Raw genomic sequence first — 13798 nt, 5'->3', positions numbered from 1 at the left:
TTAAAGGGAGAAAAAATGAATAAAACAGCTTTACTTGGCGCAGCTTTTTTGATGGCAACCTCAGCCATAGGACCCGGTTTTTTAACGCAAACAGCAACTTTTACCGAGCAGTTGCTTGCAAGTTTTGGCTTTGTGATCCTTGTTTCTATCATACTTGATATAGGGGCTCAGTTAAATATTTGGAGGATTATTGCTGTTGCAAAGAAGAGGGGTCAAGATATAGCTAATGAGGTTTTTCCTTATCTTGGCTATGTTTTAGCCCTTTTGATAGCTGCTGGAGGCTTTATTTTTAATATGGGAAATATAGCAGGAGCGTCTTTGGGTTTGAGTCTTGTTTTTGATTTGCCTATAGTTTATGCAGCTATTATCAGCACAGTTTTAGCTGTTGGGATCTTTATATTCAAAAGAGCTATGGAATTTATGGATAAATTCATTGTTTTAGCTGGTTTTGTGATGATTATACTTACAGCTTATGTGGCTGTTGTAAGTGAACCTCCTATGTTTGAGGCTTTTAAACAAAGTTTTGTGCCTATGAAGATCGATACTATAGCTATAGTTACTTTGGTGGGAGGCACTGTTGGTGGATATATAGTTTTTTCAGGTGCACACCGCTTAGTTGATGCAAATCTTACAGGAGAGTCAAATTTAAAACAAGTCAATAAGGCTGCTATTAGTGGTATCATAGTAACGGGCATTATGAGAGTGGTTTTATTTTTGGCTGTTTTAGGAGTGGTAAGTCAGGGCTTTACTTTGGATAAGTCAAATCCAGCAGCTTCTGTATTTCACTATGCTTTAGGGGATTTGGGACTTAAATTCTTTGGAGTAGTACTTTGGTGTGCAGGTATTTCTTCTGTTATAGGTGTAGCGTATACTTCTGTTTCTTTTATCCGTTCTTTCCATAGACTTTTTGAGAATTATAACCGCTTTGTTGTTATAGTTTTTATTTGTGTTTCTAGCCTTGTTTTCATCGTGCTTGGAAAGTCTCCAGCTGAGCTTTTGATCCTAGCTGGGACGATTAATGGTTGGATTTTGCCTGTAAGTTTAGTGATCATGATCATAGCAGCACATAAAAAGAGTATAGTAGGAGATTATAAACATCCTTTGTGGATGAGTGTTTTTGGTCTTATAATCGTTGTTTTAATGTCTTATTTGGCTGTACTTACCATGATAAGGATTTTTGGTGTTTGAGGTTCATTATAACAGCACAACTTCTCTTTTGCTTTTGTTTAAGCAAGAGATTTCAAATGAAATTAATGCTGAAGTTTTGGCTATGCAAGAGCGTATTCAAAAGGCTATAAAGGAAAATGAAATTTATGGTATTGAAGAAATTGTTAGTGCTTATGCGAGCTTGCTTATTTACTTTGATCCTTGTAAATTGAGCTTAGAAAGGCTGAGTATTTTTTTAGAACATATAAAACATGAAAAAATATTCTTAAACACTCAGCCTAGTCTATGTTTAGAGCTTCCTCTTTGTTATGATGAGGAATTTGGGCTTGATTTGCAAAGTGTTTGTATGCATACGAAATGTTCCAAAGAAGAGCTTATCAGCTTACATACAAAGCCTTTTTACAGGGTTTTTATGCTTGGATTTATGGCTGGTTTTGCGTATTTAGGAGGACTTGATAAGAGGCTTTTTACTCCAAGACTTTCTTCTCCTCGCCTAAAAATTGAAGCAGGAAGTGTGGGTATTGCTGATAAACAAACAGGAATTTATCCTATTTCAAGCCCGGGAGGTTGGCAAATCATAGCAAGAAGTCCTTTGAAATTTTTTGATAAAGAAAATGAAACTGATCCCACCTTACTTAAGGCTGGAATGTTTTTAAAATTTAAGGCTATTGATAGGGCTGAGTTTGATGATATCAAACAAAGGCTTGAAAGAAATGCTTATGAAAGAGTAGTTTATGAGTATAAAGATTCTTAAGGCATCTTTGGCTTCAAGTTTGCAAGATTTGGGCAGGAGAGGCTTTGCAAATTTAGGTATAGCAAGAAGTGGGGCTATGGATGCTTATTCTTTAAGAATGGCTAACATTTTGCTTGGCAATCATCAAGATGAAGCAGGTTTGGAGATTTGTTTGCAAGGCGGAGTTTACGAGTTTTTAAGTGATCATTATTTTGTTTTAAGTGGAGCTGATTTTGCAGCAAAGCTTGATGGAAAAAATATCGAAACTTCTAAGGTATATCATGCAAAAAAAGGTATGATCTTAAATTTAGACATAGCCAAAAAAGGCTTTCGTGGGTATTTATGTGTGGCTGGTGGTTTTAAGGTCAAGCCTTTTTTGCAAAGTAAGTCAAGTGATATTAAAATGGGTGTTGGGCTTTTTGAGGGACGCTTTTTAAAAGAAGGCGATATTTTGCCCTGTGAGGACATTTTTGTGCCTTTTAATCTTGAAAAAAGAAGCATAGAAAATCCAATTTTACAGCTAGATACGCAAATAAAAGTTCGCGTTCTTTTAAATGAAAGTGCTTTTAGTAAAAAAGGCATACAAAGTTTTTTAAATACGCTTTATACAGTTGGTTCAAAAAGCGATAGAATGGGTATTTATTGCGAAAGTGATGAAAGGATTGAGCATAAAGATTCAGCTGATATTATTTCTCAACCTGTTGTTTTTGGCTCTATACAAGTACCAGCTAGCGGATTACCTATTGTATTAATGGCTGGAAGACAAAGCACCGGAGGTTATACTATGATTGCTAGTGTGATAGAAAGCGATCTTTATCTACTTGCTCAGGCTAAAATAGGAACAAAACTTCGTTTTGAACGCATTGATATACAAGAAGCCTTGAGGCTTTATAAGCAAAGAGAAGAAAGTTTATCTTGTTTAGATAAAAGCTTAAATTTAGACTTTGAAAATTTGGTTTAAGGAAGGAAAATGAATCCTAAAGAATTAAGAGAAAAAATAGCCAAACAAGAGCTTAAAGCTCAAACCTCAGGTATGGCTTTAGGTTATGCTCAGGCAAATTTAGTGATTTTGTCAAAAGAGTATGCTAAGGATTTTGAAGAATTTTGTAAGCTCAATGCAAAAGCTTGCCCTTTGCTCGAGATAGTAGAGGGTAAATTTACGCAAAAAATTGCTCATCATGCAAATATTTATACAGATATCCCTAAGTATTTTATTTATGAAAATGGGGTAAAAACAAGGGAAGAATTTGATGTGAGCAAGTATTATAGTGATGATTTGGTGGGTTTTTTGTTAGGGTGTAGTTTTTCATTTGAAGAGGCTTTGCAAAAAGAGGGTTTAGAGTTAAGACATATCAGTTTTAAACGCAATGTAAGTATGTATAAAACAAATATTCAATGCAAAAAAGCTGGTATTTTTCATGGAGAAATGGTCGTTTCCATGCGTCCTTTTAGCCCAAAGGATGCACAAAAGGCTTATGAAATCACAAAAGCCTTTCCAAAGGTACACGGCGAACCCATACAAATAGGAGATGCTCAAAAGCTAGGGATTAAGGACATTTATAAACCTGATTTTGGCGATGTGCCTGTGATCAATGAGGGAGAAATTCCTGTATTTTGGGCTTGTGGGGTTACGCCCCAGATTGCTTTAATGAATGCAAAGCTTCCTTTTGCTATCACGCATGCACCGGGTTTCATGTTTATCAGTGATGTGCTTAATGAGGATTTAATGTATAAATTTGAGTAGGGTTTAAATTTAATTTTTATTTAAATTTTCTTTGATTTTAAGGTATTTTTACAATGTCAAGGAAAAATTTAAGAAAAATACATTAAAATAAAAAAAAGGAAAAATAATGAAAACTTTAAAAGCTTTTGATGTCGCACTTTATTTTTTATTTTTAGCAAAAAAAGATAATGCTGGAGATATTATATCAAATCTTAAAATGCAAAAATTGCTTTATTACGCACAAGGACATTTTCTAGCACTTTATGATAAGCCTTTGTTTTTAGAAAAAATAGAAGCTTGGAAATTTGGTCCCGTTGTAAAAAGTATTTATGATAAATTTAAAATTTATCATGATTTAGCTATTGATTTTAAAGAGCTTGAAAGCTTCAATTCAAGCGTTTATACTGAGGAGCATTTAGATTTTTTACCTTTTTTTTATAAAAAATACAATTCCTTTAGTGCTTGGGATTTAGTTATGAAAACTCACAGCGAAAAGCCATATAAGGACTACTATTTAGAATACAATACACAAGAAATTCCACTTGAAAGCATAAAAAGCTTTTTTAAAGAGCAAATTAAAAAAGAGGCTAAAGCTTATTTATGAGCGGTTTTATAGGTTTTAAAACGCTTATAGTTTATTTTGAATTAGCTCTAGAAGTAAAGCTAAACAAAGAACAAGAAAAGATACTTAAAAAGCTTTTGCTTCCACTTAGCGATAAAAATGTTTTTGCTTTGTGTAAAAAAGATTTAGATTCTTTTTTAGACGGATTAGATTTTAGCTTTCTTTGTGAAGATACAAAAAAAGCTAAGCACTTTTTAAGTAGGTTTTTGCTAAAAAATCTTAAAGATATGATTTAAAAGGGTGGGAGTTGATTTTACCAAACATTCTAAGCCCTCCCATAATTAAATCCAAATCTTAGTTTTTATTTCTGTGTAAAAAAGCTTTTTATAGTGCATTCTAAGTGGACTGATCATAGGGGCAGTTACAAAAACATCTTCATCATTTTTATCAAAGACCATATAGATGGGAAGTTGATAAATGTGAGACTTTGTGGAATGATATACAGGATGCTTTTAGTGATAGCGAGGAAAAAGAATATTTTTTAGGTTCTATTATCGTGCATTCAAGTGATGATGTTAGTTTTGAGGTGATAGATGGACAGCAAAGAATCACTACTTTAACTATGCTTTTTAGAGCTATTTATCAATGTTTTAAAACTGAAAGTCAAAATGCTAGAGTTGAATACACAAAGGCTTTTGGTAAATGTATTTAGGAATTTGATATGGATAATGAATGTTTTTTATTTGATAAAAGACATTTAAAAAGCCAAGTAGCAACAGACAATGATAATGAAATATTACATAAGATTCTAAGTGATAAGCTAGATTTAGAAGATTTAAGAAAAAATAAGTCAAATTATGCAAAAAATTATGTATATTTCTTTGATAAATTGCAAGATTTTAAACAAAAACGCTCTAGCGATTGGATAAATTTTTGTAAGTTTATGCTTGGGAGAAATCTTTTTATCCTATTTGTGTCTTGTGATAGCCAAGATTCTGCTATGACTATTTTTAATACACTTAATTCTCGTGGTTTGCCACTTGCTAATGCGGATATTTTAAAGGGCTATATTTACAAATCTAAAAGCGAAAATGAAAGAAAAGATTTTGCACAAGTTTGGCGTGAATTAGAATCTAGTGTTGAGGATAGTGATAGAATTAAAGATTTAGATTTTTTATTTTTACAATACATGCACATTATTCGTGCTATTAATAAAGATTCTGATACCACTACGCCTAGTGTATTAGATTTTTTTACTAAAAAATCTAATACAAACTTCAAAAAGAAAGTTTGCTATGGAGCTAATGATGGGTGGCTGTATAAAGATTTTACTATGCCTTTTATTGTGAATTTGAGTAAATTTTGGATAAATTATGAAAATTATTTAAATGAACTTTGTTGTAGGTATATGGGAGTTTTAGATGTGTTTCAAAATGTGGGTTGGAAAAGCTTTGTAAGCTCACTTGTGTGGAAAAATAGGAAATATTTTGAAAAGGAGGAATTTGATAAAGATGCTTTTAGTGAGGATTTTGAAATAAATTTATTAAAACTTATAAAAATCATAACTCTGCCCTATTTACACGAACAAGGTACTTCAAGTGTGATAGATAAAATAATCTACAAAGTTAATGTCGATATACTAAATGAGCGAAATATAGAAATAAATCAAGGCTATAAAATGCCAGATTCTGAGGAGAGCTTTTGCAAGACTTTTGATTCCACAAATGCTAAAAAAATGAAGTATATTTTACTGCTAGATTCTTATATTTATGATAATTTTACTCACGATATAAGTAGCAAGTTAGAGATAGAACATATCCTGCCTAAAGCGTGGCAAGATGCGAATTTTAATGGGTGGGATGAAGATACACATAAGGATTATTTGGAGCAAATCGGCAATAAGGTTCTGCTAAATAAAAAATCAAATATAAAATGTATAAATAATTTTTTTGCTAAAAAACAAGAGGAGTATAAAAAAGATATTAACCTAAAAGAAGTCAAAGAGCTAGGTAATAGAGATAAAAAAATATGGGATAAAGAGGATATAAAAAATAGAAACAAAAACATTTATAATAGGATAAAAAAGTTTGTAGAAGTTTAAACCATAATGGCAAATATGATAGAATAAATCAAAACAGAAGTTAATAAGGCTTAAGACAGCCTAAAAAGGTTATCCTTATTAACTTTTAGTAATGATTGCGTAAAGTTTTTTATCTTCAATTTTTTATATTCTATTTCAATTAATTTACGGGGCTTCATTTTGCCGAAGAATGAAGCTTTTATTTTTTAAGTTGTAGGTAAGAACTTCTTTTTTAAATGCCTTTGAATTCTGATAATTTTTTAGTAAGAGCAAAATTATTTTTCAATAATATTATCTTTGAAGCTTATAAATTCATTCTATAAGTATTAATCCTAATAATTAACTAAATTCAACCGAGTTTTTATAGTTAAATAAATATTTTTAGCCCCAAAAATCTACCATACTTTATTATAATTAGCGACAAATCCTTTGTTAACTTTCAAAAAGATTTAAGCCCAAAAAGCTTAAATCTTTATTTTTTACCCCCAAATTTTCAAAATCTTAAATTTATTTATCATTTATATTGTTAGCTATTAAGCAAGGTTTATTTGCTACAATCACACGAAATTTAGCCTCCCAAAAAGGAAAAACGATGAAATTTTTTCTCTCCCCACCTCACATGAGCGGCAAGGAGCTTGACTACATCAAAGAAGTGTTTGAAAGCAACTATATAGCACCCTTAGGCGAGTTTGTGAATCGCTTTGAAGAAAGTATCAAAGCCTACACCAAAACCCCAAACGCCCTAGCGCTAAATTCAGCCACCGCAGCCCTTCATCTAGCCTTAAGAGTTGCTGGAGTAAAGCAAAATGACACCGTGCTAGCCTCATCTTGCACCTTTATCGCCTCAGTTGCACCGATAAAATACCTTGGAGCAAAGCCCATTTTTATTGATTGTGATGAGAGTTTAAACCTTGATGTAAATTTACTCAAGCTTGCCCTTAAAACAAGCCCTAAAAAGCCTAAAGCCCTCATTTTAACTCATCTTTATGGAAATGCGAGCAAAATAGATGAGATTTTGCAAATTTGCAAGGAAAATGATCTCATCTTGATAGAAGATGCGGCTGAAGCCTTGGGAAGCTTTTATAAAGGCAAGGCTTTGGGGACTTTTGGGGAATTTGGCGTTTATTCTTTTAATGGAAACAAAATCATCACAACAAGTGGAGGCGGAATGCTCATAAGCCCTGATAAAACTAAGCTTGAAAAGGCTAGATTTTACAGCACGCAAGCGCGTGAAAACTGCTTGCATTATGAGCATTTAGACTATGGGTATAATTACCGCTTGAGCAATGTTTTAGGTGCTATTGGCGTGGCTCAAATGGAGGTTTTAGAAGAAAGGGTGCTTAAAAAGCGTCAAATTTATGAATGGTATGTGGAATTTTTGGGCGATGAACTTAGTTTTGTGCCTGAGCTTGATGATGAGAGGGCAAATCGCTGGCTAAGCGTGGCTTTTTTGGGGCTTGATAAAAACGAACTTTTTGCTTATGAAAAGAAAGATTTTTGTGTGCAAAAAAAAATCGCTTTAGATCCTAAAATTTCAAGGCTCATCGAGGATCTTAAAAATCTTGGCATTGAAAGCCGTCCTTTGTGGAAAGCTATGCACATGCAAAAGGTTTTTGAGGGCGAAAGTGCCTATCTTAACGGCAACAGCGAGCTTTTTTTTAGCAAAGGAATTTGCCTTCCAAGTGCAACGGCGATGAGCAAAGACGATGTCAAAGAGATTTCAACGCTTATTTTAAAGAGCTTAAGGGCTTAAAATGAACTTTATGTTTCGCAAAACCGGACGCCTTGTGTTTTTCTTAAGTGCTGATGTGCTTTTGTGCTTGCTTGCAACTTTTTTAGCCTTTGAACTGAGATTTAGCGGAGAGATTCCGCAAATTTTTTATGAGGGAATGATAAAAGCAGGCGTGATTTTGCTTGTTTTAAAGCTTTTATTTTTGTTTGCTTTTCGAATTTATAAGGTGGCTTGGAGGTTTTTTTCTCTCAATGAAGCAAGAAAAATTTTCATCGCTTTAGCCTTGGCTGAGCTTGTTTTTTTGGGAATTTTTTACTTTTTTTCGGATTTTTTTAATCCCTTTCCAAGAAGTGTTGTGGGTATTGATTTTGTTTTGAGCTATCTTTTTATAGGGACTTTAAGAATTTCTAAAAGAATGTTTGTGGATTTTAAAAACTCTAAATTTAAAGACGCTGAAACGCCTTGCATACTCATAGGTGCTACTTCTAAGGCTTTGCATTTGTTAAAGGGCGCTAAGGAAGGCTCTTTAGGGCTTTACCCTGTGGCTGTGATGGACGCAAGAAAGGAGCTTGTGGGAACTTATTGTGATAACTTCATAGTGGAAGAAAAAAGCAAGATCAAAGACTATGTCGCAAATGGCGTAAAAACAGCTATCATTGCTCTAAAGCTTGATAGAGAGGACTTAAAAACGCTTTTTGATGAGCTTATAAGCTATGGGATCAGTGATGTAAAGATCTTTTCTTTTACTAGAAATGAAGCAAGAGATATCAGCATCGAAGACTTACTCGCACGCAAGCCAAAGGATTTAGACGCTGCTGGCGTGGCGGAGTTCTTAAAGGACAAGGTCGTTTTGGTAAGTGGGGCTGGTGGAACGATAGGAAGCGAGCTTTGCAAGCAGTGCATTCAATTTGGTGCAAAGCACCTTTTTATGCTTGATCATAGCGAATTTAATCTTTATAAAATCAACGAAGATTTAAGCAAATTTAAGGAAAAAATCACACCTGTTTTAATGAGCATACTTGATAAAACCGCTCTTGATGAGCTTTTAAGTCAAAACAAAATCGATCTTATCTTGCACGCAGCAGCTTATAAACATGTGCCTTTATGCGAGCAAAACCCGCACTCAGCTATCATTAACAATATCCTAGGCACGAAAATTTTATGTGATAGTGCTAAAGAGCATAAGGTTAAAAAATTCGTGATGATAAGTACGGATAAAGCCGTAAGACCTACGAGTATAATGGGTTGTTCGAAGCGGGTTTGTGAAATTTATACCCTAAGTTTGAGTGATGAAAATTTTGAGGTTGCAAGTGTTCGCTTTGGCAATGTACTTGGATCAAGTGGAAGCGTGATTCCTAAATTTAAGGCACAAATTGAAGCAAATGAGCCTTTGACCCTTACTCACCCTGATATCGTTAGGTATTTTATGCTTGTTAGTGAGGCTGTGCAACTTGTCTTGCAGGCTGCAAGCTTGGCTAAGGGTGGAGAACTTTTCGTACTTGATATGGGAGAGCCTGTAAAAATCATGGATCTAGCTAAAAAAATGCTCATGCTTTCAAACAAAAATAATCTAGAGATCAAAATCAGTGGCTTAAGAAAGGGCGAAAAGCTTTTTGAAGAGCTTTTGATCAACGAAAAAGATGTTAAAACCAAGTATGAAAGCATTTTTGTAACGACGAGCCAAAGGGCTAATCTAAAGCTCTTAAATGAGCAAATTAAAGCCCTTATAACGAGCCAAAAACCTGAAGAGCTTTTGCAAGAGATCGTGCCTGAGTTTAGGCATAATAAAGAAGGAAAATAATTAACAAAAGCCCAAAATATAACTTTTATGATATTTACTAAATTATTGTAGAATGAAAAATTATCTTTAAATTTTAATCATATATATGATAAAATATTTGCTTTAATTTTATACTTTTAACTTTCAATAAGTTTTAAAAGTGTAAAATTACAAAAAAGTTTTTATTATATTTTTGTTAAAAGCGAAAGGAAGAAATGTGAAACTACTTGTCGTTGATGATAGCTCTACTATGAGAAGGATCATTAAAAATACTCTTGAAAAACTGGGGCATAATGATATTCTTGAGGCTGAACACGGGGTTGAAGCGTGGGATTTGCTTGAAAAAAATGATGATATTAAGGTTGTTATTACGGATTGGAATATGCCTGAAATGAATGGCTTAGACCTTGTTAAAAAAATACGAGCAGAAAAAAAATACGAGGACATGCCTATTATCATGGTTACGACTGAGGGTGGAAAGGCTGAGGTTATCACTGCACTTAAAGCAGGGGTTAATAACTATATCGTAAAGCCTTTTACGCCTCAAGTTCTTAAAGAAAAACTTGAAGATGTGTTAGGCATTGGCTCAGGAGAAACCAGCTCTTGAGTAAACTCTTAGGGGCAAATAAATATAATGTTAGATTCTTATAATGAACTCTGCCTTAAAGTTGATAAAAAATACACTAGCGTGTTTATTGATTTCGTTTTTGAATTTGGTGTAGAAGCTGTAGAAGAGGAAAATGAAAATATTTATATAAGATCTACAGAAAATCTTAACGAGCTTGCTTGGGCTGTTGATTTGTTCAAGGATAAACTCAAAGAAACTTTTAATGAGGATTTTTACTTTGATACCTCTTTAACTCAAAAACAAAATAAAGACTGGATTGAAGAGTATAAAAAGAATGTCCAGCCCATAAAAATCAATGATATTTATATCCATAGTTCTTGGCAAAAACCTGAAAAAAATTTGATCAATGTTCAAATAGATCCTGCCCTAGCCTTTGGATCTGGACATCATGAAAGCACAAATTCCTGTATCGAGCTTTTGCAAGAATTTGCAAAAAAAGATATGAAAGCCTTAGATATTGGCTGTGGAAGTGGAATTTTAAGCATAGTTTTAGCTAAACTTGGTTGCAAAACTGAGGCTTGCGATACTGATGAACTAGCCATTCAAAGCACTTTAGCTAATGCAAAGCTTAATAAAGTCTTTCTTGATAAAATTTGGCAAGGTAGTATCAGTAAAAACTACGATAAATACGATCTTGTGATTGCAAATTTAATCGCTGATGTGATTTTAAATCTCAAAGATGAACTCAAATCCACACTCAAGATAAATTCTTTTTTAATCCTCTCAGGGATCTTGGATAAATACGAACAAAGAGTTCAAGAAGCTTTTAAGGATCTTAATTTAATCAAGGTTCTTAGGCAAAATGAATGGTTAAGCTTAGTTTATAGAAAGGAAAAATAATGGACAATAATCAAAAAAATAATCCTCAACAAAATAATAACAATAATTTTTTCAACAAAAATCCTATTTTAGTTTTTGCAATCTTTGCGATCATAGCTATATTGCTTTTCAAAACTTTTGTAGATAGCTCAGAATCAAGTCTAGGAGGGATAGGCTCTGGTGGTGCAACCAAAAATATCCCTTATTCAGAACTTAAAAAGCTTATCGAAAGCAACCAGATCACTCAGGTAAGCATAGGTCAAACAAGCATTAGAGCTTTGTCAAATCAAAATACAACTTTCATTGCAAAAAAAGTAAGTACTGATCCAACACTCATTCCTTTGCTTGATGAGAAGAAAATCTCTTATGGAGCATATTCTGAAACAAATTGGTTTACTGATATACTATTTTCTTGGGTCTTGCCGATTTTCATTTTCTTTGGAATTTGGATGTTTTTAGCAAGTAGAATGCAAAGAAATATGGGCAGTTCAATACTTGGCATAGGAAGTTCCAAAAAGCTTGTAAATTCTGAAAAGCCAAAGGTTAAATTTAGCGATGTAGCTGGCGTTGAGGAAGCCAAAGAAGAGGTAAAAGAAATCGTTGATTTTCTCAAACACCCTGAAAGATATATAAATTTAGGTGCGAAAATCCCAAAAGGTCTTTTACTTGTAGGACCTCCGGGCACTGGTAAAACCCTGCTTGCAAAGGCTGTTGCCGGAGAAGCTGATGTGCCGTTTTTTAGCGTTTCAGGTTCATCTTTTATAGAAATGTTTGTAGGCGTTGGAGCAAGTAGAGTGCGTGATCTTTTTGAAAATGCCAAAAAAGAAGCTCCGGCTATTGTTTTTATCGATGAGATTGATGCCATAGGAAAAAGCCGTGCAGCTGGGGCTATGATGGGTGGAAATGATGAAAGAGAACAAACCTTAAATCAGCTCTTAGCCGAAATGGACGGCTTTGGCACAGAAAGCTCTCCTGTCATCGTTTTAGCCGCTACAAACCGCCCTGAGGTTTTAGATGCCGCACTTTTAAGACCTGGGCGTTTTGATAGACAAGTTTTGGTTGATAAGCCTGATTTTAAGGGTCGTTGTGATATTTTGAAAGTGCATATGAAAGATGTAAAAATTTCACCTGAAGTTAAGGTCGAAGATGTAGCACGCCTTACTGCTGGGCTTGCAGGAGCTGATCTTGCTAATATCATAAATGAAGCAGCGCTTTTAGCAGGAAGAGATAGCAAAAGATATGTCGAACAAAAAGATCTTGTCGAAGCTGTTGAAAGGGCTATTGCTGGGCTTGAGAAAAAATCACGCCGTATAAACGAAAAAGAGAAAAAAATCGTAACCTATCATGAGTGCGGACATGCTTTGATCGCTGAAACCACCAAGGGAGCAAAGAAAGTAAGTAAGGTTTCTGTGATCCCAAGGGGTCTTGCAGCACTTGGCTATACCTTAAATACGCCTGAAGAAAACAAGTTTTTAATGCAAAAACATGAACTTTTGGCTGAAGTTGATGTGCTTTTAGGAGGGCGTGGAGCTGAAGAGGTATTTATAGGCGAAATTTCAACCGGAGCAAGTAACGATCTTGAAAGGGCTACTGATATTATCAAAGCGATGATTTCTATGTATGGAATGAGTGAAATCGCTGGGCTTATGGTGCTTGAAAAGCAAAGAAATACCTTTTTGACAGGCGGACAGACGATTAAGGATTATTCTGATAAAATGGCAGAGTCCTTAGATGAATATGTTAAAAATACCTTAAATGAAAGATATGCAGGCGTTAAAGCCACACTTGAAACCTATAAAGGTGCTATTGAAACTATGGTCGCAGCTTTATACGAAGAAGAAACGATCGAGGGTGCAAAGGTGCGTGAGATTATCAAGGATTTTGAGGTGCAAAACAATCTTTCAACCCGCTTACAAGAAGAAGAAAATAAAAAAGAAGCATAATGAGCATTAAAAATTTCATCTCAAGAGCTGGCATTTTTCCCTTAAGTCTTTATGCTGTATTTTTCATACTTGTGTGGATTTTTTATAGCTTTTCTTGGGTTTTATTTTTTTTATTTTTACTTCTTTTGTGGATTTATAAAAATCCTGAACGCATAGCCTTATACGATGATAAAAAGGCTATTTTATCGCCTATTGACGCAGAGCTTTTATCTATAAAACAAATTATTCATCATGATTTTGGCGAATGTATCGAGCTTAATTTTAAAAATGCTTTTTATCAAAATGGCACGATAAGAGCAAGTTTAGATATGCAAATTCAAGAGATTAAAGCAAGACATGGACTTTTTTTAAGTCCTAAATTTGATCTGCCTTTGCATTTGAATGAGCGTTTATTAATCATTGCTCAAAATAAAGAAAAGCGTAAATTTGGGCTTAGAATTTGTGCAGGTTGTCTTGATAGAAAAATCAAATTTTATAACAATAGCACAGAATTTAAAGGCGGAGAAGAACTTGGCTTTAGTGTTAATGGTATCATTAGCCTTTTGCTTCCCAAGGATACGGCGATTAAAATAGGCGTTGGCGATAGCGTAAAAGCCTGCTCTTTAATCGGCTATTTTTCATAAGGAAAACC

Annotated in this window: 13 protein-coding genes and 1 pseudogene; all 14 read left to right on the top strand. The window is 34.0% G+C overall.

Translation table 11 applies throughout. The features are described 5' to 3' along the window. The first annotated feature begins 15 nt into the window (after positions 1 to 15). The 14 genes and pseudogenes from DMB92_RS02635 to DMB92_RS02570 all read left to right on the top strand — a co-directional run bounded on the left by DMB92_RS02635 (position 16) and on the right by DMB92_RS02570 (position 13790). Positions 16 to 1188 carry an NRAMP family divalent metal transporter gene (locus tag DMB92_RS02635; RefSeq protein ID WP_142681500.1) on the top strand — a complete coding sequence of 391 codons (1173 nt, stop codon included), beginning with the start codon at positions 16 to 18 and terminating at the stop codon, positions 1186 to 1188. Further along, positions 1181 to 1921: a 5-oxoprolinase subunit PxpB gene (gene pxpB, locus DMB92_RS02630; RefSeq protein WP_142681499.1), complete on the top strand. Its 741-nt coding sequence runs from the start codon at positions 1181 to 1183 to the stop codon at positions 1919 to 1921. Before DMB92_RS02635 ends, pxpB begins: the two co-directional genes overlap by 8 nt. Next, positions 1902 to 2861 carry a biotin-dependent carboxyltransferase family protein gene (locus tag DMB92_RS02625; protein WP_142681498.1) on the top strand — a complete coding sequence of 320 codons (960 nt, stop codon included), beginning with the start codon at positions 1902 to 1904 and terminating at the stop codon, positions 2859 to 2861. The genes pxpB and DMB92_RS02625 overlap by 20 nt, the downstream gene beginning before the upstream one ends. A gap of 9 nt (positions 2862 to 2870) precedes the next feature. Continuing rightward, on the top strand, positions 2871 to 3644 hold the full coding sequence (locus DMB92_RS02620) for a putative hydro-lyase (protein ID WP_142681497.1): 774 nt from the start codon (positions 2871 to 2873) through the stop codon (positions 3642 to 3644). 106 nt (positions 3645 to 3750) lie between these two features. After that, positions 3751 to 4227 carry a Panacea domain-containing protein gene (locus tag DMB92_RS02615; protein ID WP_142681496.1) on the top strand — a complete coding sequence of 159 codons (477 nt, stop codon included), beginning with the start codon at positions 3751 to 3753 and terminating at the stop codon, positions 4225 to 4227. Next, positions 4224 to 4481, top strand: coding sequence for a hypothetical protein (locus tag DMB92_RS02610; RefSeq protein ID WP_142681495.1), 258 nt, complete (start codon positions 4224 to 4226; stop codon positions 4479 to 4481). The genes DMB92_RS02615 and DMB92_RS02610 overlap by 4 nt, the downstream gene beginning before the upstream one ends. 161 nt (positions 4482 to 4642) lie before the next feature. Continuing rightward, positions 4643 to 5245, top strand: a pseudogene (locus DMB92_RS09330) (DUF262 domain-containing protein); the annotation flags it as partial. Positions 5246 to 5374: 129 nt separating this feature from the next. After that, positions 5375 to 6286, top strand: a complete 912-nt coding sequence (locus tag DMB92_RS09475; RefSeq protein WP_312845140.1) for an HNH endonuclease family protein — start codon at positions 5375 to 5377, stop codon at positions 6284 to 6286. 571 nt (positions 6287 to 6857) lie between these two features. After that, positions 6858 to 8018: an aminotransferase class I/II-fold pyridoxal phosphate-dependent enzyme gene (locus tag DMB92_RS02595; protein ID WP_142681492.1), complete on the top strand. Its 1161-nt coding sequence runs from the start codon at positions 6858 to 6860 to the stop codon at positions 8016 to 8018. Between the two features lie 10 nt (positions 8019 to 8028). Beyond that, positions 8029 to 9798, top strand: coding sequence for a nucleoside-diphosphate sugar epimerase/dehydratase (locus tag DMB92_RS02590; RefSeq protein ID WP_185900152.1), 1770 nt, complete (start codon positions 8029 to 8031; stop codon positions 9796 to 9798). Positions 9799 to 9994: 196 nt separating this feature from the next. Beyond that, positions 9995 to 10384: a chemotaxis response regulator CheY gene (locus DMB92_RS02585; RefSeq protein ID WP_142681490.1), complete on the top strand. Its 390-nt coding sequence runs from the start codon at positions 9995 to 9997 to the stop codon at positions 10382 to 10384. 27 nt (positions 10385 to 10411) lie between these two features. After that, positions 10412 to 11245, top strand: coding sequence for a 50S ribosomal protein L11 methyltransferase (locus DMB92_RS02580; protein ID WP_142681489.1), 834 nt, complete (start codon positions 10412 to 10414; stop codon positions 11243 to 11245). After that, entirely contained in the window at positions 11245 to 13167 is a 1923-nt protein-coding gene (gene ftsH, locus DMB92_RS02575) for an ATP-dependent zinc metalloprotease FtsH (protein WP_142681488.1), read from the top strand. Before DMB92_RS02580 ends, ftsH begins: the two co-directional genes overlap by 1 nt. Continuing rightward, on the top strand, positions 13167 to 13790 hold the full coding sequence (locus tag DMB92_RS02570) for a phosphatidylserine decarboxylase (RefSeq protein ID WP_142681487.1): 624 nt from the start codon (positions 13167 to 13169) through the stop codon (positions 13788 to 13790). The genes ftsH and DMB92_RS02570 overlap by 1 nt, the downstream gene beginning before the upstream one ends. Positions 13791 to 13798 lie beyond the last annotated feature (8 nt).

It is taken from the genome of Campylobacter sp. MIT 99-7217 (assembly GCF_006864365.1).
Lineage (GTDB): Bacteria > Campylobacterota > Campylobacteria > Campylobacterales > Campylobacteraceae > Campylobacter_D.
Note: the sequence above shows the minus strand (reverse complement) of the source record. Positions and strands in the feature narration are given on the sequence as shown.